The sequence below is a fragment of the Allobosea sp. genome (assembly GCF_051860145.1).
Classification (GTDB): domain Bacteria; phylum Pseudomonadota; class Alphaproteobacteria; order Rhizobiales; family Beijerinckiaceae; genus Allobosea.
Map to the genome: position 1 here is coordinate 138,490 of NZ_JBHYEM010000003.1, position 20,883 is coordinate 159,372.

At 66.2% G+C, this 20,883-nt stretch carries 21 protein-coding genes; 8 read left to right on the forward strand and 13 right to left on the reverse strand.

The genetic code is table 11. The annotated features are described in order from the left end of the window. Nucleotides 1–40 precede the first annotated feature (40 nt). The 4 genes from ACTIF2_RS06370 to ACTIF2_RS06385 all read right to left on the reverse strand — a co-directional run bounded on the left by ACTIF2_RS06370 (nt 41) and on the right by ACTIF2_RS06385 (nt 5,075). A complete protein-coding gene (locus tag ACTIF2_RS06370; RefSeq protein ID WP_439496206.1) occupies nt 41–178 on the reverse strand; it encodes a hypothetical protein in 138 nt (45 codons plus the stop codon). A gap of 62 nt (nt 179–240) precedes the next feature. After that, complete coding sequence (locus tag ACTIF2_RS06375; RefSeq protein ID WP_439496207.1) at nt 241–1,791, reverse strand: SpoVR family protein; 1,551 nt, start codon at nt 1,789–1,791, stop codon at nt 241–243. A gap of 11 nt (nt 1,792–1,802) precedes the next feature. After that, nucleotides 1,803–3,107, reverse strand: coding sequence for a YeaH/YhbH family protein (locus ACTIF2_RS06380; RefSeq protein WP_439496208.1), 1,305 nt, complete (start codon nt 3,105–3,107; stop codon nt 1,803–1,805). 18 nt (nt 3,108–3,125) lie between these two features. After that, nucleotides 3,126–5,075, reverse strand: a complete 1,950-nt coding sequence (locus tag ACTIF2_RS06385; RefSeq protein ID WP_439496209.1) for a PrkA family serine protein kinase — start codon at nt 5,073–5,075, stop codon at nt 3,126–3,128. A 391-nt stretch (nt 5,076–5,466) separates the two neighbouring features. Here ACTIF2_RS06385 and ACTIF2_RS06390 point away from each other — a divergent pair, with 391 nt between their 5' ends. Beyond that, nucleotides 5,467–6,348, forward strand: a complete 882-nt coding sequence (locus ACTIF2_RS06390; RefSeq protein ID WP_439496210.1) for a cell wall hydrolase — start codon at nt 5,467–5,469, stop codon at nt 6,346–6,348. Nucleotides 6,349–6,590: 242 nt separating this feature from the next. Here ACTIF2_RS06390 and ACTIF2_RS06395 read toward each other — a convergent pair whose 3' ends face one another. Continuing rightward, nucleotides 6,591–7,643 carry a DUF2125 domain-containing protein gene (locus ACTIF2_RS06395; RefSeq protein ID WP_439496211.1) on the reverse strand — a complete coding sequence of 351 codons (1,053 nt, stop codon included), beginning with the start codon at nt 7,641–7,643 and terminating at the stop codon, nt 6,591–6,593. Nucleotides 7,644–7,781: 138 nt separating this feature from the next. Between ACTIF2_RS06395 and ACTIF2_RS06400 the strand changes: the two genes are divergently transcribed. Continuing rightward, on the forward strand, nt 7,782–8,345 hold the full coding sequence (locus ACTIF2_RS06400) for a gamma-glutamylcyclotransferase (protein WP_439496212.1): 564 nt from the start codon (nt 7,782–7,784) through the stop codon (nt 8,343–8,345). Nucleotides 8,346–8,349: 4 nt separating this feature from the next. Here the strand turns inward: ACTIF2_RS06400 and ACTIF2_RS06405 are convergent, their stop codons facing one another. The 5 genes from ACTIF2_RS06405 to ftsE form a co-directional block, all read right to left on the reverse strand. Continuing rightward, nucleotides 8,350–8,736, reverse strand: coding sequence for a hypothetical protein (locus tag ACTIF2_RS06405; RefSeq protein WP_439496213.1), 387 nt, complete (start codon nt 8,734–8,736; stop codon nt 8,350–8,352). A gap of 140 nt (nt 8,737–8,876) precedes the next feature. Beyond that, the gene (locus tag ACTIF2_RS06410) at nt 8,877–9,632 is read right to left on the reverse strand and encodes a lysophospholipid acyltransferase family protein (RefSeq protein ID WP_439496496.1); all 756 of its coding nucleotides are present in this window, start codon (nt 9,630–9,632) and stop codon (nt 8,877–8,879) included. A gap of 31 nt (nt 9,633–9,663) precedes the next feature. Next, the gene (locus ACTIF2_RS06415) at nt 9,664–10,461 is read right to left on the reverse strand and encodes a YdcF family protein (RefSeq protein ID WP_439496214.1); all 798 of its coding nucleotides are present in this window, start codon (nt 10,459–10,461) and stop codon (nt 9,664–9,666) included. An 84-nt stretch (nt 10,462–10,545) separates the two neighbouring features. Beyond that, on the reverse strand, nt 10,546–11,502 hold the full coding sequence (locus ACTIF2_RS06420) for a cell division protein FtsX (protein WP_439496215.1): 957 nt from the start codon (nt 11,500–11,502) through the stop codon (nt 10,546–10,548). 6 nt (nt 11,503–11,508) lie between these two features. Continuing rightward, nucleotides 11,509–12,192 carry a cell division ATP-binding protein FtsE gene (ftsE, locus tag ACTIF2_RS06425; RefSeq protein WP_439496216.1) on the reverse strand — a complete coding sequence of 228 codons (684 nt, stop codon included), beginning with the start codon at nt 12,190–12,192 and terminating at the stop codon, nt 11,509–11,511. Nucleotides 12,193–12,434: 242 nt separating this feature from the next. On the opposite strand from ftsE, the gene ACTIF2_RS06430 reads away from it, so the two are divergent. The 5 genes from ACTIF2_RS06430 (at nt 12,435) to ACTIF2_RS06450 (ending at nt 17,101) form a co-directional block, all read left to right on the forward strand. Next, nucleotides 12,435–13,232, forward strand: a complete 798-nt coding sequence (locus ACTIF2_RS06430; RefSeq protein WP_439496217.1) for a DUF3426 domain-containing protein — start codon at nt 12,435–12,437, stop codon at nt 13,230–13,232. Between the two features lie 157 nt (nt 13,233–13,389). After that, nucleotides 13,390–13,947, forward strand: coding sequence for a hypoxanthine phosphoribosyltransferase (hpt, locus tag ACTIF2_RS06435; RefSeq protein ID WP_439496218.1), 558 nt, complete (start codon nt 13,390–13,392; stop codon nt 13,945–13,947). Nucleotides 13,948–13,950: 3 nt separating this feature from the next. Next, nucleotides 13,951–14,325 carry a response regulator gene (locus tag ACTIF2_RS06440; RefSeq protein ID WP_439496219.1) on the forward strand — a complete coding sequence of 125 codons (375 nt, stop codon included), beginning with the start codon at nt 13,951–13,953 and terminating at the stop codon, nt 14,323–14,325. 142 nt (nt 14,326–14,467) lie between these two features. Continuing rightward, complete coding sequence (locus ACTIF2_RS06445; protein WP_439496220.1) at nt 14,468–15,814, forward strand: Nramp family divalent metal transporter; 1,347 nt, start codon at nt 14,468–14,470, stop codon at nt 15,812–15,814. A gap of 132 nt (nt 15,815–15,946) precedes the next feature. Next, the gene (locus tag ACTIF2_RS06450; RefSeq protein ID WP_439496221.1) at nt 15,947–17,101 is read left to right on the forward strand and encodes a trans-sulfuration enzyme family protein; all 1,155 of its coding nucleotides are present in this window, start codon (nt 15,947–15,949) and stop codon (nt 17,099–17,101) included. A gap of 190 nt (nt 17,102–17,291) precedes the next feature. On the opposite strand, the gene ACTIF2_RS06455 is transcribed toward ACTIF2_RS06450, so the two are convergent. Next, nucleotides 17,292–17,876: a glycoside hydrolase family 19 protein gene (locus ACTIF2_RS06455; RefSeq protein WP_439496222.1), complete on the reverse strand. Its 585-nt coding sequence runs from the start codon at nt 17,874–17,876 to the stop codon at nt 17,292–17,294. 103 nt (nt 17,877–17,979) lie between these two features. Further along, on the reverse strand, nt 17,980–18,501 hold the full coding sequence (locus tag ACTIF2_RS06460) for a cysteine dioxygenase (protein WP_439496223.1): 522 nt from the start codon (nt 18,499–18,501) through the stop codon (nt 17,980–17,982). A gap of 192 nt (nt 18,502–18,693) precedes the next feature. Here ACTIF2_RS06460 and ACTIF2_RS06465 point away from each other — a divergent pair, with 192 nt between their 5' ends. Continuing rightward, the gene (locus ACTIF2_RS06465; protein WP_439496497.1) at nt 18,694–19,164 is read left to right on the forward strand and encodes an Lrp/AsnC family transcriptional regulator; all 471 of its coding nucleotides are present in this window, start codon (nt 18,694–18,696) and stop codon (nt 19,162–19,164) included. Nucleotides 19,165–19,171: 7 nt separating this feature from the next. On the opposite strand, the gene ACTIF2_RS06470 is transcribed toward ACTIF2_RS06465, so the two are convergent. Next, nucleotides 19,172–20,794 (reverse strand): peptide chain release factor 3, encoded by a 1,623-nt coding sequence (locus ACTIF2_RS06470; RefSeq protein ID WP_439496224.1) that lies wholly within the window; start codon nt 20,792–20,794, stop codon nt 19,172–19,174. Between the last annotated feature and the right edge of the window lie 89 nt (nt 20,795–20,883).

A 20,883-nucleotide genomic window follows, 5' to 3' on the forward strand; every position in this document is an offset into this window, starting at 1 on the left:
AAATGGGGGGCTGGTGCCGGAAGCGGCATCAGTCCCCGGCTTATGGGGGCAGGCTCGGCCAATTGGCGTCGGCCTGCGCGATGCAGGCCTGTGTTTTTGCCAGCTCGAGCATCGAACCGAAAAGCGGAGTCCACTTTTCGGAAAAATCCGATGCTAAAACAAAGAGATAGATCGCCACCTGGCGTCCGATAGGACGCACGGCGATCCAGGTCTCCCGCGCGCTGAGATCGTAGTCTATCGCTATCCGGAAAGCTGCCGGCTGGAGCGTTCGTAGACCGTGCCTCCCGTCTGCGCGTCGATGCCCTCCAGGCTGACCTCGTAACCCCATAGCTCATGGACATGGCGCAGCGTCGCATCGCAGCTGGCGCTTTCCAGGACGATGCCGTCATTGACCTTGTGCTGCAGGCGCAGATGCCTCTGGCCGAGCAGGTCCACATCCACGACCTGGACATCCGAATGGCTCGCGCCGATGTCGTATCTCTGGGCCAAGGCGGTGCGGATATGTTCATAGCCGCGCTCGTTGTGGATCGAAGCCACGCTGTAGAACGAGTCGTTCGCCGTGTCGGAGAGCACGAACAGCCGCCACTTCCGGATCAGGGCCGGGCTGAGATACTGGCGTATGAAGGATTCGTCGCGGTGGTTGGCCCAGGCGTCGAGCAGAACCGCGCGCCAGTCGCCCTTGCCCGCGATCTCGGGAAACCAGTCGCGATCCTCGCTGGTAGGCTCGGTCGCGATACGCTGGATATCCTGCATCATGTCCAGGCCCAGCGCATAAGGGTTGATGCCGGAAAAGCGGGGATCGTCGAAGGCCGGCTGGAAGACGACATTCGAGTGACTGCGCAGGATCTCCAGCATGGCGCCTTCGCTGATCTTCCCCCGGTCGAACAGCGCGTTCATGACCGTGTAGTGCACGAAGGTCGCGCAGCCTTCGTTCATCACCTGCGTCTGCCGCTGGGGATAGAAATACTGCGCGATGACCCGGACGATCCTCAGGAGCTCGCGCTGCCAGGGCTCGAGGATCAGGCTGTTCTTCTCCAGGAAATAGAGCAGGTTCTCCTCGGGGAGATTGAGCGCCCTCTTCCGCTCGGCGATCGAGTCCTCGCTCTCGTCGGCCTTGCCGTCATCCGCCGGGCGCGGGATCGTGCGCCATAGGTCGTTATAGGAACGCTCCTCGTATTCCAGCCGCTCACGAAGCCCCTCGCGCTGCTTGTCGGACGAGAGCCTGGGCGGGCGGCGGTAGCGGAACACGCCCTGTTCCATCAGGGCATGGGCGGCGTCGAGAATGGCTTCCACCGCCGCAACGCCATGCCTTTCCTCGCAGCGAGCGATGAAGCCCTTGGCGAAATCGAGATAGCCCAGGATCGCGCCGGCATCGGTCCATTGCTGGAACAGGTAGTTGTTCTTGAAGAAGTGGTTGTGGCCAAGGGCCGCATGCGCCGTCACCAGGGCCTGCAGGGCCATGGTGTTCTCTTCCATCAGGTAGACGATGCAGGGATTGGAGTTGATCACCACCTCATAAGCGAGGCCGCGACCGGCCTTGCGGTAGAGCAGTTCCTGGTGGAGGAAATGCTTGCCGAACGACCAGTGGCGATACATCAGCGGCATGCCGATGGACGAATAGGCGTCGAGCATCTGCTCCGAGGAGATGATCTCCATCTGCACCGGGTAGACATCGAGCCGGAGCTCCTCCTTCGCAACCGCCTCGATGACGTCGTAAGCATGCGACAAGGTTCCGAAGTTCCAGTCCGAGCCGGAGAACAGCAGATCGGACCCGGGCGCTGGCCTGGGCATCGGCGTTTCCCTCACTTGCGCTGCTGCGCCGGTTGGCGGGAGAAGAGCTGCCGGAAGACCGGGTAGATATCGGCGGCCCTGGCGATGCGGCTCATGTCGAAATTCGACCACCTGTCCTTGACCGCGAGATAGGACCGCCACAGCGAGGTGCCGTTGTCCGTGGAGCCGAAGATCTCGGTCTCGCGCTCGTCGAGGATCTCGACATAGGCGAAATACTGGCACAGGCGCATGATCTCGCCGTCCATCAGGCTCAGGCAGCGCTCGGAATCCATGGCGAGATTGTCGCCGTCCGAGGCCTGGGCGGCGTAGATGTTCCAGTCCCGGCTGGGGTAGCGCTGCGCGATGACGCGCCGCATTTCCTCCAGCGCCGTGGACACGACGGTGCCGCCGCTCTGCGTGCTGTAGAAGAAGGTTTCCTCGTCCACCTCCTGCGCCATGTGGGTATGGCGGATGAAGACGATGTCCGTGCGGTCGTAGCGCCGCTTCAGGAACAGGTGCAGCAGGACGAAGAAGCGCTTGGCCAGGTCCTTCTCGCGTTCGCCCATCGAGCCGGAGACGTCCATCAGGCAGAACATCACCGCGTTCGCGTTCGGCTGAGGCTGTGCGTCGAAACGGTTGAAGCGGATATCGACCGGGTCGATGAAGGCGATCACCCGGCGCCGGCGCTCCAGCCGGTCGAGTTCGGCGCGCAAGGCTGCGAGGTCGGCGCCGGCGGCATCGGGTCCGCCGGCTTCGATCCTGGTCAGTTCGCGGAGGATCGCGTCGATCTCCTCGCGCTTGGGCCGCTGCAGGGCTATGCGGCGGCCATGGCTGTTTCGCATCGTACGCGCGACATTGATGTTGGTCGGCGACCCGCTCGCCGAGAACCCGGCCCGTCGCGGCTTGAAAGCCAGGATTTCCTTGAGATTGAGCTTGACCATGTCGGGGAGCTCGAGATCCTCGAAGAACAGGTCGAGCACCTCTTCGCGCGAGAGCATGAAGCGGAAATCATCCTCGGGCGCCTGCAGGCCCGGCGATGATCCTGACCCATCGCCCTGGCCCGGCTTCGACAGCCTGTCCCCCGGTGCGAATTGCTTGTTTCCGGGCAGGACATGCTGGCGGCGGCCGCTGTCCTTCGCATTGCGGAAGCTTGGCTCGTCCGTTCCCTTCGCGGGCATCGAAACGGCATGCTCGCCATCGACATCGGCGATCTTGCCGGCCCGGACCTGTTCCTGGACGCTTCGCTTCAGCTCTACGCGCGCGCGGTGCAGGAAGCGCTGCCGGTTGCCCAGGCTCTTGTCCTTCGGGTTCAGGCGGCGGTCGATGAAGATCGGCATGGCACGCTCCGGCCGCGTTCAGCCCGCCCTGTTCACGCGCATATACCAGTCCACCAGGCGCCGGACCTGGCGCTCGGTATAGCCACGCTCGACCATGCGCTGCACGAAGCCCTGGTGCCGCTTCTCGGTCACGCTATCCTGCTTCGAGCCGAAGCTGATGATGGGCAGCAGATCCTCGACCTGCCCGAACATCCGCTTCTCGATGACCTCGCGGAGCTTTTCATAGCTCGTCCAGGACGGGTTGCGGCCATTGTTCCTGGCCCGGGCGCGCAAGGTGAACTTCACGACCTCGTTGCGGAAATCCTTGGGGTTGGCGATGCCGGCCGGCTTCTCGATCTGCGACAATTCGTTGTCCAGGACCTGCCGGTTGAGGAGCTGGCCGGTATCGGGGTCCTTGTAGTCCTGATCCTCGACCCAGGCGTCGGCATAGGCGATGTAGCGGTCGAACAGGTTCTGGCCGTATTCGCCATAGGACTCCAGATAAGCCTTCTGGATCTCGTGCCCGATGAACTCGGCGTAGCGCATCGCGAGCTCAGACTTGATGAAGTCGAGATAGGCGGCTTCCGTCTCCTTGGGAAACTGCTCGCGCTTGATCGCACCCTCCAGGATGTACATCAGGTGCACGGGGTCGGCGGCGAGCTCCTCGGTGTCGTAGTTGAAGGTCTGCGAGAGGATCTTGAAGGCGAAGCGCGTGCTGACGCCGGTCATGCCCTCGTCGACCCCGGCCGCGTCGCGATATTCCTGGATGGCCTTCGCCTTGGGCTCCAGCTCCTTGAGGTTCTCGCCGTCATAGACGCGCATCTTCGTATAGAGCGGCGAGTTCTCGAATTCGCTCAACCGGGTCGAGACCGAGAACCGGCTGAGGAGGTCGAGCACTTCAGGTGCGCAGGGACTGCCGGCCAGTTCGCTCTCGCGCAGCAGCTTGTCGTAGATCAGCCGCTCTTCGGTGACGCGCAGGCAATAGGGCACCTTGACCACCAGGATGCGATCCAGGAACGCCTCGTTGTTCTTGTTGTTCTTGAACTGGAGCCATTCCGACTCGTTGGAATGGGCCAGGACGATGCCCTGGTACGGAAAGGCCCCGAAGTTTTCGGTGCCGTTGTAGCTGCCTTCCTGGGTCGCGGTCAGCAGGGGATGCAGGACCTTGATCGGCGCCTTGAACATCTCGACGAATTCGAGCAGGCCCTGCGTCGTCCGGTTCAGCCCGCCGCTATAGGAATAGGCGTCCGGGTCCGACTGGCTGAAGTTTTCGAGCTGGCGGATGTCCACCTTGCCGACGAGCGCCGAGACATCCTGGTTGTTCTCGTCACCCGGCTCGGTCTTCGCGATGCCGATCTGCCGCAATCGCGACGGGTTCAGCTTGACGACGCTGAATTTGGAGATGTCGCCGGACAGCTCGTCGAGCCGCTTCGCCGCCCAAGGCGAGATCAGGCCGTTCAATCGCCGTCGCGCGATCCCGTACTTGTCCTCGAAGAGATCGCCCATCCGGTCGGGACGGAACAGGCCCAGCGGCGATTCGAAGACTGGACTGACCTGATCCCCGACTTTGAGCGTGTAGAACGGCCGCTCTTCCATGAGCTTCTTGAGCCCTTCGGCGAGGGAGGATTTGCCGCCGCCGACGGGACCGAGGAGGTAGAGGATCTGCTTGCGCTCCTCCAATCCCTGCGATGCATAGCGGAAATACCCGGCGATCCTCTCGATCGTATCCTCCATGCCGAAGAAATCGGCGAACGCGGGATAGATCTTGATCGTCCTGTTCGCGAATATCCGGCCCAGGCGCTCGTCCTGGCTCGTATCGAACAATTTCGGCGTGCCGATCGCATCGACCATGCGTTCGGCCGCGGAGGCATACATCGACTTGTCTTCGCGGCAGGCCAATAGGTATTCCTGCAGGCTCATCTCCTCCTGCCGATAGTTTCGATAATCCTCGGAGAATAAGCGGAATACCTCGCTGTCTCTCTCGATCATGGCAGCCACCCAGCGGTCGTCGGAAGCTGTCGGCGACAGCCCCGATCATTCAACCGATGATGGTCTCGCAAGTTCCTGCCCAATCGCCGGCTGACCGCAGGAATCTCCGCTTCCCGGCGACCGCCCCATGCCGCGAATTGGTGCGGGCGAGACCCCTCTTCGACAACGTCGCGATAACTTGGAGCGTAGAAAGCGAGTGAGACCACTCTGTGACGGGCGTTTATAAGCAGGAATGGGCCCACAGCCTCGCCGCGCTGATGGCCAAGCCGCCGTCGCATCTTTGCCTCTTCCTTCCGAAATTAACTTTCTGATAAGAGTTTCCGGATTCCTTTCCGGTGACGACGGTCCGCCGCCTGCGGCAGCCCAGATCCCGTAATCAGGAGGTTGCCGCATGAAGCGGACCGTGATCGCTGCTGATGCTGACCGTTCCACCGGCATGAGCCGCTACAGTCGCAAAGCGATCCCGCTTCTGATTCTGCTGGCTGCGCCGGCCCTGGGCGCCTGCAGCATGTCGCCGGTCGAGACCGCTTCGACCGCTGCCCCCCTTGCAAAGCAGCCCCAGGAGGCCCGCAAACGCGCCGTCGCCCTGGCCAAGGCCGACCCGCGCGAGAAGGAATGTCTCATCCGCGCGATGTATTTCGAATCGAACCGGTCGAGCGACGCGGGACTTCTCGGCGTCGGCACGGTCGTGATGAATCGGGTGGAATCGCCGCGATATCCCGAGACGATCTGCGGCGTCGTCGGCGCGCCGCGCCAGTTCGCCTCCGGCGTGCTGACACGCCAGATGGCTGCACGCGATCTGCCGAAGGTCGAGGCCGTCGCGGAAGACATCCTCAACGGCCGGCGCAACGAGGCGGTCGGAACGGCCAAGCACTTTCATATGGCCGGCCTGCGCTTTTCCTATCCCAACATGCATTACATGACGGTGGCAGGCGGGAACGCCTTCTATGTGAAGGGCGAACGGCCCGAGCGCCGTCGCATCGAGGAGCCGAGCTATCAACTCGCTGCGGCCTCCGAGCCTGCGCCTCTCGCCACCACCACCTCCTCCCCGGTGCCGGCGTCCTCCGCTGCCGCGCCGCTGGCTTTCGCGCCGGACACTCCCGCGCCGACAGCCGCCGCGCCCACAAGCCCGGCCTTGAATCTCGTCAGGAACGCACCGCTTCCGCCCAGCCGGCCGCTCGATCTCGACCTGCGCAAGAAGGCCGCAGGGGCCCGGCTGGCTGCGCTGATGCCCGGCTCCCGCGGCCTTCGCGGCAGCCAGCCGCTGGACTGACCTGCGCGACACTCTTCGATCGCGCAGCCCGCCATCGGATCAAATCGAGTGCCCTCGGCGGCTGTCGTTGCCAGGCGGTGGCCTTGACCGGCTCGTCGGCGTCGTCACGCGCCAGATGACATTCCCGACATCGTCGGCGACCAGCAGCCCGCCCTTGGCGTCGACGTGGACACCGACGGGGGACACCGACGGGGCGGACGCTCTTGCGTTCAACCGGAATGACTTCCGCCCTTTTCGTGGCCTCAGTAGAGCGGCGTCAGCGGCTGCAGCGGCAGCCTGATCGGCCCGAGATAGACCCTGCCCTCGCGCAGGACGACTGGCGGAAGCGGCGTGAGCCCCGGCGTGGCGCCGGGCGCGGCCGAAGCCTGCCGGCCGCCCAGCAGCCCGCCAAGCCCGGCCGCGATGCCGCCGACCCTGATGCCGCCGATGCGGTCGATCCCGGCGATGGCGGCGTCGATCTGGCCGGAGACGCGATGCGTCTGGTCGAGCAACAGGCGGCCGCTCGATTCGACCCGCGCCGCTCCCTTGGTCGTGACCAGCTTCGTCAGCTCGACCTGTCCGCCGGCATTGCGCCAGGCTTCCAGCGTGTCGGGATTGAATCCGCCGCGGAATGCCAGCGATTGCGTCACGCTGGCCTGGAGATCGACATCGCCCGGCTCGCTCATGCCGAGCAACGTATCCAGCGCCGGCAGCACCGATGCCTTTACCGACAGCGCCAGGTCGGCCACCTGTTCCTGGGCGGGGCGGGTCGGGTTGCGGCGCAGATGCGCCTCGAACCGGCTGGCGCGCCAGGTCTCGTTGGCGGCGCCAGGTGCCGTCAGCGTCGCGTTCGGCTCGCTCATCACCAGCGAGAAACGCTCGGGCTCGCGGCCATTCAGGGCGAGGCTCGCCTCGAGCCCCGTCCAGCCGAGGTCGAGCTTGCGGCCTTCGGGCAGCACGGCCTGCAGCGGGCCGGTCACCTGCAGGAGCACGAGGCCCGGCGTATAGACCTGGCCGATGCCGACGCTCGGCCCGGTCTGGAGCCTGACCGCGTCGCCCCAGCGCGTGGAGGTGAGCGTGAGCGACCCGCAGCGGATCTCGATGCGGAATGGATAGCCGCCGACGCTACGGTCGGCGCAGGTCCAGGTCCGCCCCATCTGGGCCTCGCGCGCGACGATGCGGTCGAGCCCGTCCGTGACGCGGCCCTTGACGAAGAACCAGAACCCGGACCAGACCACGGCCAGCAAGGCGAGGAGGACGAAGGGCGCATAGAGCCAGAATCGGCTTCTGCGGCGCGCGGAGGGGAGATCGGTCATGCGGCGGCGGTCCATTGCGCGAGAGCGGCGGGATTGTTAGCTCCCGGTCGCCGAGAGCGCCAGAGCCGCGCATCGGTTCGGCGCCTCTGACGAGGCGCTCCATCAAACAGGTCGAGACGGCGAAACTGTGGGACAGCCATGACACCGGATGCCGCTTCTGACGATCTCTGGGTCTTCGGCTATGGCTCGCTGATCTGGCGGCCCGGCTTCCGCTTCGAGGAAAGCCTCGCCGCGAGGCTTAACGGCTACCATCGCTCGCTTTGCGTCTTCTCCCATGTCCATCGCGGCACGCCGGAGCGGCCCGGGCTGGTGCTCGGCCTCGATCGCGGCGGCATTTGCCGCGGCCTCGCCTTCAAGGTGGCGGCCGCTCATGCCGGCGAGACCGTGGCCTATCTGCGCGAGCGCGAGCAGGCGACCTCGGTCTATCTGGAGCGGCACCTGCCGGTCAGGCTCGAAGATGGCAGGCGGGTCAAGGCGCTGGTCTATGTCGCCGACCGGCGGCACCTGCAATATGCCGGGCGCCTGCCCGCGGGCGAATTGCTCAAGCTGGTGCGGCAGGGTCGCGGCAGCTCGGGCGAGAACCCCGACTATGTCCTGCGCACCCACGACCATCTGCACAAGATGGGGATTTTCGATCCGGTCCTGGCGGCGCTCGCCGAGGAGCTCGCTCCGGGACTGACCGATCCGCGCCCCGCGCTCTGAGCGCTCAGACCTCCGGCATCAGGTCGAGCAGGGCGGCGCGACGCGTCATCCCGTCCTCGGCCAGCAGATGGACATGGATTTCGCTCGCCCCGGCCAGCGCCACCGCGCGACGCCAGCGGCCCAGGGCCGCCTCGACGCCGAAGGGGCCGCTGTCGCGCGCCGCGATGATGCGCCGGTCGGAGGACACCGCGAGCAGCACCGCGTCGGTGAAGCCGAGCGCATGCTCGTCCGTGATGGTGAAGACCGAGGCGACATAGCGCCGCCCGGAACGGCCGCGCCAGGCCGTGAAACGGCGCTCGCCCAGCCCCGCCCCGCTACGCAGCGGCATCTCGCAAGCAGCCGTGGCGGGCGCGGCGTCCCAATCGTCAAATTTGAAGGCAAGAGCAGCCATCTGTTCCTCCTTTGTTCGGAACAAAATGGGAACATGCTGACGCTGTGTCAAGGCGCGCGAGTGCGGCCTCCTGACAAAACATGGCTGGAGGAGCCCGAAGACCTGGTCAAACCGCGGATGATGGCGCGGGATCGCCCCGTTTATGCGAGCGGGTCGCGTCCGATCTTCGCCAGCTCGTCGCGCCCCACCGCGAGCAGCCGGTCGCTGGCGGTTTCGATACGCTCCTCGAGCAGCCTCTGGAACGCCGCTTTCGGCATGCCGGGCGGGATCGGCGCCATGATCTCGACGCGAATCGTGCCGGGCCGGCGCAGGAACTTGCGGCGCGGCCAGTACAGACCCGAGTTGAGCGCGACCGGCAGGCAAGGCACGCCGAGCTCGGCATAGAGATGCGCGACGCCGAACTTGTAGGCTGGCGGCGCGCCCGGCGCCCGCCGCGTCCCCTCCGGGAAGATCAGGAGCTGGCGGCCGTTCTGCCGGAGCTCGACCTTGGCGCGCCGCGTGACGTCGGCCAGCGCACGCGCACGCGCGCCGCGATCGACGGGGATCATCCGCAGCTTCCAGAGGCACCAGCCGAAGAACGGAATCCAGGTCAGCTCGCGCTTCAGGATGAAGACCGGATCGCTGAACAGCGTCACCAGAACGAAGGTTTCCCAGAAGGACTGGTGCTTCGCGGCCACCATCAGGCCGCCTTCAGGGATATGCTCGAGGCCGGTGATCTCGTAGCGCGTGCCCACGGTGACGCGCATCAGCCAGAGTGCGCTGCGCGCCCAGCCCACGGCGACGGCAAGCAGGTAGCGCCGTGGCAGGACGAGCGTCGGCAGCGCGCCGAAGACGATCCACAGCGCCAGGTTGAGATAGAACAGGATGTTGAAGAGGAGCGAGCGCAGGATCAGCATGGCGCGCAAAGAGCGCGCCGGCCTGCCGCCGTCAAGCGCCGCGCGCGCCAATTCCCAGGCGCGTGCGCTTTTCGTTCTCCGGGCCGAGCAGGCTGGCCGGTTTCGGCGAGACCGGCTTGCGCCCGCCGATGATCACCGAAAGCCGTGACGTCTCCGGGTCGTCCTCCAGCACGCTGCGCAGGCGGGCGACCAGGTATTTCGCGTATTCCGGCACCAGGATCTTCACGGTCCGCCAGTCGTTCCACCAGCCCGCCGTGTCGATCTGGTCGGTCACCACCGGATGCGGCACGACGCGGACGCCGGGCATCGCATGGCTGAACTCGGCCAGCGCCCGCGGCATATGGTAGTTCGAGGTCACCAGCAGCATCGAGCGGAACTCGTGACGGCGCACCCAGCGCCGCGCTTCGATGGCGTTGCCGATCGTGTTGCGGGCCCGGTAGTCGAGATCGACGCAGCAGCCGAGCAGCTCGCGCGAGGCGGGATTGAGCTTGGCAAGCTCTTCGCGGCTCGTCTTTTCATTGACGCCGCTGATCAGCAGGCGCGAGCCGCGCTCGGCGCCGAGCAGGCCGATCGCATCGCCGATGCGTTGCGCGCCGCCGGTCACCACAACGATCGCGTCGGTGCGCGAGACGGTCATGGGCTCGCGCGCCACGAGCCCGGAGGCGAACCCGACATAGCCGAAGCCCAGCGCAGCCGTCAGCACGGCGCCGGCGACGAGCGCCAGACGAACCGCCCAGCGCCGCGAAGAGCTCCACCCATTGGCCGTGCCCGGCGACGACCCGCTGTCGTCGATCCGTACCGGCAGATGTCCGTCCCTGCTTCCGATCATCACCATGTCTTGTCAGGATATTTCGGCAATCGGGCATAAGAGCGGCACGAAAAACCGCTTTCAGCCCCACATATTAAGCACCCGCTATGTGAGCACCCGCAAATAGTGCCGTACGGTAAACCGCGAGACGAGACCCGAGATCGCCGCAACGATCATCGCCACGAGCAGGACGGCCCCGTAACCTGACCAGCCGATCTCGAAGGCGCCGAACATCGCCTGAATCTGCTCTGATTCGGGGGACGCGCTCCAGTTTGAGGCGAACCAGCCAAGAACCGCAATCGCGACGATAGCCGCAAGCCCGCCGGCTCCGCCGCCCTTGAGGCCGAGCCGGACGAAGCGGCTCTGGAACTCGCGCGCGATGAATGCGTCGTCGGCGCCGACGAGATGCAGGACCTCGACGCTGTCGCGGCTGCCCGCCATCGCCCCGCGGGTGGCGAAGGCGACGGCGAGCGCCGCCGCCGTCAGCACCAGCAGCACGACCACGACGCCGGCGAGGATGATGGTGTTGGCCATGGTCGAGAGGCGGCGCAGCCAGAGCCGATGATCGTCCAGGCTCGCCGTCGGAACCTCGCGCCGCAATGCCTCCTTGAAGGCCACGATATCCGCGCCGCCGCTCCCGCCCAGCTTCAGCACGATCAGCCGCGGCACCGGCAGCTCGACCAGATCGAGCCCGGTGCCGAGCCAAGGCTCGAGCAGCCGGTCCGATTCCGCCTTCGGCACGGCGCGCACCTCGGCGATGCCGGCGACGCCCCGCGCCATCTCGACCGCGCGCGCGACGTCGGCATCGATGTTGCGGCGCGAATCCGGCCTGATCTGCAGCGTCATCTCGTTGGCGACCGCACCGCGCCATTGCTCCGAGGCCCGCGCCGCGAGCAAGGCGGCGCCGGCGCTGAGCGCGGCGAGGAAGGTCAGGATCGCGATCACCGCCACCAGCGCCCGCCCGGCCGCCGAATCGACCGGAACCAGCGGCTGGTCGCGCCGGAGGTTGAGCGGCAAGGCGCGCTCGCCCGGATCGGCGTCATGATCCTCGGCTTCGGTCATCGGGCTTCAGTCGTCGACATGGAGATGGCCGTCGGCGAGGACCAGGCGCGGCGCGTCGTAGAGCTCCATCAGCCCGAGATCATGGGTCGCGATCACCACGGCGGTTCCGAGCGATTGCAGCTCCATGAACAACCGCAGCAGCCGCCGCCCGAGGCCAGGATCGACATTGCCGGTGGGCTCGTCCGCCAGCAGCAGCTCCGGCCGGCCGATCAGCGCGCGCGCGATCGCCGCCCTTTGCTTCTCGCCGCCGGAGAGGACAGTGGGCACGGCATGCATACGCTCGCCGAGGCCCACCCAGCGCAGGAGCTCCACCACCTCGGCGCGGTAGCTCGCCTCCTCCTTGCCGAGCACCCGCAAGGGCAGCGCCACATTCTCGTAGACCGTGAGATGATCGAGCAGCCGGAAATCCTGGAACACGACGCCCATGCGGCGCCGAAAGGCGGTCAGGGTGGTGGCGTCCAGCCGCGACACGTCCTGGCCGAACAGGTTGACCAGCCCGCGCGTCGGCTTAAGCGCCATCAGCACGAGCCGGATCAGCGTCGTCTTGCCCGCCCCGGACGGACCGGTGAGATACTGGAACGAGCGTGGCGCGATGCTGAAGTTGATATCCTTCAGCACCTCCGGACCCATGCCGTATCGCAAGCCGACATTCTCGAACCGAACCAAACCCTGTCCCTTTGAATTCTGCATCCCGACAGCGAGTGCCTGCGAATCTCACCGCCGATCCTACACTGCAAGCCGGGGCCGACGGAAAGCCGCGATGATGTTTCATCAGCATGCGGCACGGGTTCTTCACGTAGCGTTAACCATAATTCGCACCAATGGGCGTGGGGCTCCTCAACTTGGGCGCGAATGCTTGAATCGGCCTGCGACGCCGGTGAAGGCTTTGGCCAGGCTGCGGCCGCCCTCGCGAAGGAACCTGTCCCCGAGCCATGCTGATCGTCTGCCCGTCCTGCGCCAGCCGCTACGAACTCGATCCGGCCAAGCTCGGCCCGACCGGGCGCAAGGTGCGCTGCGCCAAATGCGAGACGCTCTGGCATGTCGAGGCCGCCCCGGAAGCCTCTGATTTTCCGGACGCGCCGAGCAGCGAGGAAACCACCGCGCTTCTGGATGAAGAGCTGCGCCGTGCCGCCGAAATCGACGAGCAGGTCTCGGCCCTGACGGCGGAGCGCGGCGAGCAATCCGACCCCGCGACACAGGAGCGCAGCAAGCGCGACCGCTCGCGCAAACGCAAGGCCGGGCGCAAGGGGCACGGGCCGGCGCCGCAGCCATCGACCGGCTTGCGCCGCTTCGCCGTGCCCGCGCTGACGGCTTGCGGCATCGCCTGCCTCGCCCTTCTCGTCTGGAAGCGCGACATGGCGGTGCGGGGCGCGCCTCAGCTCGCCGCCGTCTTCGAAAAGCTGGGCCTGCCCGTGAATGTGCGCGGCCTGAGCCTGACCGGCATCGAGAGCGGCGTGGTCCAGGACGCGCAAGGGCGCTTCCTGGTGGTCGAGGGCGATGTCACCAACATCTCCCGCAGCAAGACCAGGATGCCGCCGATCGAGGTCGCCGTCAGGGACGCGTCCGGGCAGACGCTTTACACCTGGGCGACCGAGCCCCCGCGCGAGAGCCTGGAGCCTGCCGAGCTCGTCCGCTTCCGCGCGCGGCTCGCCGCGCCTCCGGAGGCGGGGCAAACGGTCCTGGTCCGCTTCACGTCGGCCAAGCCGACCGGACTCGCCAGCGCGCGCTGAACCGGACTTGGCCCGCGCTTGTCGATGTCGGCGCCCGGCCCCACTATCCCCTGCGAAGCAATCGTATAAACCTGCGATCAGGATCGGATCGCGCAGCGCGCTGCGCCAAACCGGGCGGCCGGCTGCCGGCGAGACCCGAAAAGGAACACGAGGCAAAATGACTCAGCCCCAACGCATCAGGGTGCTCTACGAAGAAGAGGCCATCGCGCGCCGCAACGAGGAGATGGCGCGCGCGATCGCGGCATCCGCCCCGGCCGATCTCCTGGTCGTCGCGGTGCTGAAGGGCAGCTTCATGTTCGTCGCCGACCTGATCCGGGCGATGCACCGGGCCGGCATGTCGCCCCAGGTCGAGTTCGTCCATCTCTCGAGCTATCGCAGCGCGACGATCTCCTCGGGCCAGGTCGAGATCCTGCGCGACGTGCAGAGCGATGTGCGCGATCGCCAGGTGCTGCTGGTCGACGACATTCTCGAATCCGGGCGGACGCTGGCCTTCGCCAAGGACCTGCTGGCGGCGCGCGGGGCCCATGTCTCGACGGCCGTCTTGCTGGAGAAGCCCGGCAAGCGCGCCGTCAACATCAAGGCCGACCATGTCGGCTTCGAGTGCCCCGACTATTTCGTCGTCGGCTACGGCATGGACGTGGCGCATTCCTATCGGCAATTGCCCTATGTCGGCGTGATCGAGACGGCCGACCAGGCCGGCCTGCCGGGAATCTGAGCGATGTCGCGAATTCTGGTCGTAGATGACGAGGAGAGCCTGCGCGCCCTGGTGGCCCGCGGCCTGGGCCTCGATGGCCATGACTGCCTGATGGCCGGAGATGGCGCCGAGGCGCTGGAGATCCTGATCGCCGAGAAGGGCCGGTTCGACCTCCTTCTCACCGATATCCGCATGCCGCTGATGGACGGCATCGCGCTCGCGCTCGCCGCCAAGCAGGAATTCCCCGAGCTCCCGATCATGCTGATGACCGGCTATGCCGAGCAGCGCGAGCGCGCCAAGAGCCTGGAGGCGATCGTCGAGGAGGTGATGACCAAGCCCTTCACCATCGCCGAGCTGCGCGCCACCGTGCTGCGGGTGATCGAACGCTCGATCGGCTGAGCCGCGAGCCCTCCGCACGCCGCCATCAACGCGGATCGCATGGCGGCTTTGCATCTATTGCAATTCGTTTGCAAAAGCATTGACGGCCTTTCGCGAGCGTGCCACCGTCGCTCTTGCAAACGAATTGCAAGTGAGGCGCGCCATGGCGATCGAGACTGCGAGCGCTTCCAAGCAGCCCGATTGGCTTCGCAAGCGCGGCGAGCCGTCCTTGCTCGACGTGTTCAGGTCGATCCCGGTCGCGGCCAAGGCCTCTCCCTGGCGCAAGTTCCTGACCTTTCTCGGCCCCGGCTATCTCGTCGCCGTCGGCTATATGGATCCCGGCAACTGGGCGACCTCGCTCGCCGGTGGGGCCCAGTTCGGCTACGCGCTGCTGGTCGTCGCGCTCGTCTCCAACATCATGGCGATCATCCTGCAGTCGCTCTGCGCGCGCCTCGCCATCGCGACCGGGCGCGACCTCGCCCAGGCCTGCCGGGACGCCTATCCGCGCTGGGCTGCCTGGCCGCTCTGGCTTCTGGCCGAGCTCGCCATTTGCGCGACCGATCTCGCCGAAGTCATCGGCACCGCGATCGGCCTCAACCTGCTGTTCGGGATTCCGCTCGAGATCGGCGTGCTGATCACGGCGCTCGACGTCTTCATCATCCTCTGGCTGCAGACCAAGGGTTTTCGTTGGATCGAGGCTTTCATCATCACGCTGCTCGGCGTCATCGCCGTCTGTTTCGCGGTCCAGATCGCGCTCGCCGACCCGGACTGGGGCCAGGTCGTCCGCGGCTTCGCGCCGACGACCGACATCGTCACCAACCCCAACATGCTCTATCTCGCGCTCGGCATCATCGGCGCGACGGTGATGCCCCACAATCTCTACCTTCATTCCGGCATCGTGCAGACCCGCGCCTATGGCGAGAGCCTGCCGGAGAAGCGAGAGGCGCTGAAATACGCCACGCTCGACTCGACCGTGGCCCTGACCTTCGCTTTGGCCATCAATGCCGGCATCCTGATCCTCGCGGCCGCGACCTTCTACAAGACCGGCCAGCACGAGGTCTCGGAACTGGGGCGCGCGCATGAACTGCTGGCGCCGCTGCTGGGCGCCTCGATCGCCCCCTCGCTCTTCGCCATCGCGCTTCTGTGCTGCGGCCTCAATTCGACGGTCACGGCCACCATGGCCGGGCAGATCGTCATGGAAGGCTTCATCGACCTGCGCCTGCCGGCCTGGCTGCGCCGGCTGGTGACCCGGCTCGTCGCCATCATCCCGGCGATCGCGGTGACGCTGATCTATGGCGCAGGACAGACCGGCAAGCTGCTCATTCTTTCGCAGGTGGTCCTGAGCTTCCAGCTTCCCTTCGCCGTGGTTCCCCTGGTGATGCTCACCGCCTCCCGCGCCAAGATGGGCGAGCTCGTCGCGCCGCGCTGGCTGACGGCGGGCGCGGCGATCGTCGCCGCCATCATCATCGTGCTCAACATCAAGCTGCTCTTCGACCTGGCATTCGGCTGACGAACCGTTCCAAGGTCTCCGGACCGCGGCATGGCGCGTCTGCGTCGACGTCAGAGCACCGGCCCTTGCCTCTGCCCCTGCACCTGTTCCACATGAGCGCCTGCAGTCCCTCTCGGAACCAGTCGCACCGCCATGACCAAGCGCCCGCTTCATCCCCGCTCGCTCGCCGCACAGGCCATGGGCAAGGTCGATCCGCTGACCAAGGGCGTCGTGACCCCGATCCACATCGCCACGACCTATATCCGCGACGAGGACAACGCCTATTCCTCCGGCTTCGTCTATGGCCGGCCCGACAACGAGACGGTGCGCGAGGCCGAGAGCGTGCTCGCCATGCTCGAGCAGGCGAAGGCAGGCGCGCTGCTCTTCGGCTCGGGCATGGCGGCCGCGACCGCCGTCTTCCAGGCGCTGTCGCCGGGCGACCATGTCGTCGCCTCCAAGGTGATGTATTGGGCTTTGCGCTCCTGGCTGCTCACGGAAGCGACGCGCTGGGGCCTGAAGATCGATTTCGTCGAGACCGACGATCTCGTCGCGCTCAAGGCCGCCGTGAAGCCGGGCGTCACCAGGCTGGTCTGGGCCGAGACGCCCTCGAACCCGCTCTGGACCATCACCGACATCGCCGCCGCCGCCGAGATCGCCCATGCCGCCGGCGCCAAGCTCGCGGTCGATTCGACTTGCGCCTCGCCGGTCCATACCCGCCCGCTGACGCTCGGCGCCGACATCGTCATGCACGCCGCGACCAAGGTGCTGAACGGCCATTCCGACGTCGTCGCCGGTGCGCTTTGCGCCCGCGACGATGACGCGTTCTGGAACCGCGTGAAGACGGTCCGCAAGATGCAGGGCGGGATCCTCGGCCCCTTCGAGGCCTATCTGCTGATGCGCGGCATGCGCACCCTTCACGTCCGCCAGGAGCGCCAGAGCACCTCGGCCATGGCGCTGGCGCAGCGCCTCTCGGCTCACCCGCTGGTCGCGCGTGTGCTCTATCCCGGCCTGCCGCAGCATCCCGGCCACGACATCGCCGCGCGTCAGATGGAGGGCGGCTTCGGCTTCATGCTGTCGGTCCAGGTCACCGGCGGCGAGAAGGCGGCGGTTGCCAGCGCGGCCAAGGTCGAGCTCTACAAGCGCGCCACCTCGCTCGGCGGCGTCGAGAGCCTGATCGAGCATCGCGCCTCGATCGAGGGCGCCGGCTCGCCTTGTCCCACCGACCTGCTCCGGCTCTCGACCGGCATCGAGGATGTCGAGGACCTTTATGCCGATCTCGACCAGGCGCTGAAGGCGGGGCACGCGTAAGTCTGGCTTCTGGGTAACCGCAAAACGCGCGGGGAACCCTCTCCTGTAAGGAGAGGGCAGGGTGAGGTGTAGGCCCCTGGACCCGTGAGCTGGAAGCGGAGCCGCCGTTAGGTCACAACGACAACGTCAAATGGCCGACACCTCACCCCTACCCCTCTCCTTACAGGAGAGGGGATCCCACGCCCTATGGTCACGCCCAAATCCCCTTCGCCACGGCCAGCAGCCGTGTCCTCTCTGCCAGGCCGTTACGCCCGCCATTGATCAGCTTCGTGACGCGGACCACGTCGTCGGCGTCGGCCGCGTCGTTGAGGCCGCGCTCGCGCCAATAGGCAAAGGCGATGGCAAGCGAGATGTCCGGCCGTTTCGCCAGCTCCGGATGGCCCTCGAGATCGATGCCGAGCAGGCTGCCGAAGCGCCGGTAGTTCCAGCGGCCCGTGAGCTGGAAGACGCCGCGGCCATGATAACGCGCGCCGTCCCCGGCTTGCGTGTTGCCGAGATCGCGCCGGCCGTCATAGCGGGCGAAATAAGCAGGCCCGCCATATTCCTCCAGCGTCCTGAACCCGTCCGTCTCATGCGCGGCCTGAGCCAGGAAATGGCAGAGGCGCAGGCGCGTCGTGACCTCATGGCGCGTGGCCAACCCGTCGAATTCCGCGGCGACGCCCGCGATGAGCGCGGCCTTGCCACCGGGCGCAAGCCGGCGCAGCCGGTCCGGGGTCACCGCGAAGGAATGGGCGCTCTCCGGCAGGGCCGAAGCGGTGGAACCGAATATCGACATCGCTGGGCTGCTCCACGACAGGGGGAGCGCCATCATCGCGCCGTCGCGCGCAGCGGGGATAAGGACGCGCCTCTATCCCCGGCAGTCGCGCAGCCGAGACTGATCAGCCCTCGGCAACGGTATATTCGGTTTCGACGGAAGAGGCATGGGCCTCATGGTCGTAGCCGTAGATATGGATCGAGATCGCCTCGCCCGGCCCGAAATTGCGCATGCGGTGAATGTTCGGTCCCGACGGGATCATGCAGGCGACATAGCCGGCGAGGCGCTCCTGTTCCTCGGTGGGAACGGCGCGGGTGGCGTCGATCGCGCGATACCAGGTTTCGGTGACCGTGCCCGAGACGACGCCGAAGCAGCAGGAGCAATGATGGTCGTGGATGCAGGTGGTCGAGCCCTCGCCCCAGACCATCGCCCAAACGCTGACCACCCCGTCGCCGGCCAGCAGATTGCGGCTGTAGGTGCCCGCCTTGCGCTCCAGCGGCAGGCGCTGGATCAGGTCCGGCATGGCCACGAGTTCCTGCAGCACACCGCGCGCCGCGGCGAGATAGTCGCGCGAGAGAGTGCTTGCATCGGTCCGCAGGTTGCGGAGCACCGCCCCCCGCCGCTCCGCGCTCAGAACACCCTGCATCTCGCCGCTCCATCGAATCCATCGTGAATTCCATGATAGCGGCGGGCGCTGAAAGCAGTTTGCGATCTCACGGCCGATTGGTGAAAAAATGAAACCAGTTACTCAATATCTTGAAAAAGTGAGAAAATTATTGTTAACCCTTCGCCAAGGAGAGAAACTGCGTCCAGAAGCGATTGAGGTCACATGAGCAAGCTGGACGTCTTCGATCTTCGCATCCTCGAGCAGCTGCAACAGGATGCCACCCTGCCGCTTGCCGAGCTCGCGGAGGTGGTCGGGCTTTCGCCGACGCCGTGCTGGCGGCGCGTCCAGAAGCTCGAGGCCGGAGGTTACATCAAGCGCCGCGTCGCGCTGCTCGACAGGGACCAGCTCAATGCCGGCGTCACGGTCTTCATAGCGGTCAAGACGGCGCGGCACTCGATGGAATGGCTGGAGCGCTTCCACTCGGCCGTGCACGACCTGCCAGAGATCGTCGATTTCTACCGGATGAGCGGCGACATCGATTACCTGCTCAAGGCCTATGTCTCCGACATCGCCGCCTATGACGCGCTCTACAAGAAGCTGATCTCGCGGATCGACCTGAGCGACGTCACCTCGATGTTCGCCATGGAGGAGCTGAAATCGACGACGGCCATTCCGCTCGATTTCGCCGAGCGCAAGCCCTGAGCCTGGCTCAGCCCTTCGTGACTTTCTGATAGTCCTTCACATCGGAAAAGCTGATTTCCGGCGCGCGCTCGGCATCGTATTTCAGCGTGAACTGCGACGAGGCCATGAACACCGGGTCGCCGTCGAGATCGTCCGCCATGGACGAGGGCTTCAACGCCACGAACTTCGCCAGCGCCGCCTGATCCTCGGAGGAGACCCAGCGTGCGATCGCGAACTGGCACGGCTCGAAATCCACGGGGAGCGAATACTCCGCCTCCATCCGCTCCTTCAGCACGTCGAGCTGCAGCGCGCCGACGACGCCGACGATGGCCGGCGCGCCGTCATGCGGCAGGAAGAGCTGGACGACGCCTTCCTCGGCCATCTGCTGCAAGGCCTCGCGCAGCTTCTTCGCCTTCATCGCGTCCTTGAGCTTGACGCGGCGCAGGATTTCCGGCGCGAAGCTCGGCACGCCCTTGAAGACGATATCCTCGCCCTCGGTCAGCGTGTCACCGATGCGCAAGGTGCCATGGTTGGGCAGGCCGACGATATCGCCGGCATAGGCCTCCTCGGCGATCGAGCGGTCGCGGGCGAAGAAGAATTGCGGCGCGTTAAGCGGCATCGGCTTCGAGGTCCGCACCAGCTTCGCCTTCATGCCGCGCGAGAGCTTGCCCGAGCAGACCCGCATGAAGGCGATGCGGTCGCGATGGTTCGGATCCATGTTCGCCTGGATCTTGAAGACGAAGCCGGTCATCTTCGGCTCGCTGGCCTCGATCGCGCGTTTGTCGGCGACCTGCGCGCGCGGGCTCGGCGCGTAGCGGCCGAGCGCGTCGATCAGGTCACGCACGCCGTAGTCGCGCAGGGCCGCACCGAAATAGACCGGCGTCAGATGGCCCTCGCGGAAGGAATCCAGGTCGAAGGGCTTCAGCCCCTCGCGGGCCAGGAAGACCTCCTCGCGCCAGGTCTCGGCGAGGCCGTTCGGCAAGAGCTCGTCGAAGAGCGGATCATCCTCGCCGGCGACGGGCGTGCCGGCATCGCTCTCGTCGCCCTTCTGGTTGCGGCGAAAAGTGTTCGAGGCGAAGTCGAGCGTACCGACGAACTCACGCCCGCGCCCGACCGGCCAGGTCATCGGCGCGACGTCGAGCGCCAGCGTCGTCTCGATCTCGTTGATCAGGTCGAAGGGGTCGCGCGTCTCGCGATCGACCTTGTTGATGAAGGTGACGATCGGGATGTCGCGCAGCCGGCAGACCTCGAACAGCTTCTTGGTCCGCGCCTCGATGCCCTTGGCGGCGTCGATCACCATCACGGCGGAATCGACCGCGGTCAGCGTGCGATAGGTATCCTCCGAGAAGTCCTCGTGGCCCGGCGTGTCGAGCAGGTTGAAGACATGCCCGCCATATTCGAAGGTCATCACCGAGGTCACCACCGAGATGCCGCGCTGGCGCTCGATCTTCATCCAGTCCGACGAGGTCTGGCGCCGCCCGGCCTTGGCGCGGACTTCGCCGGCAAGCTGGATCGCGCCGCCGAAATAGAGCAGCTTTTCGGTCAGCGTCGTCTTGCCGGCGTCCGGGTGCGAGATGATCGCGAAAGTGCGCCGGCGCGCATGCGGGGCGCCGGCCGCCGCCGGAGCGTCAAAGGTCGAGATATCGGTCATGGCCGGTGTGAAGACAGGATGCGCCGCTTGAAGTCAATGATTTCGCCAGATCGCACCCCGGACGGAGGCCGGCCGGGACCGTCCTGACG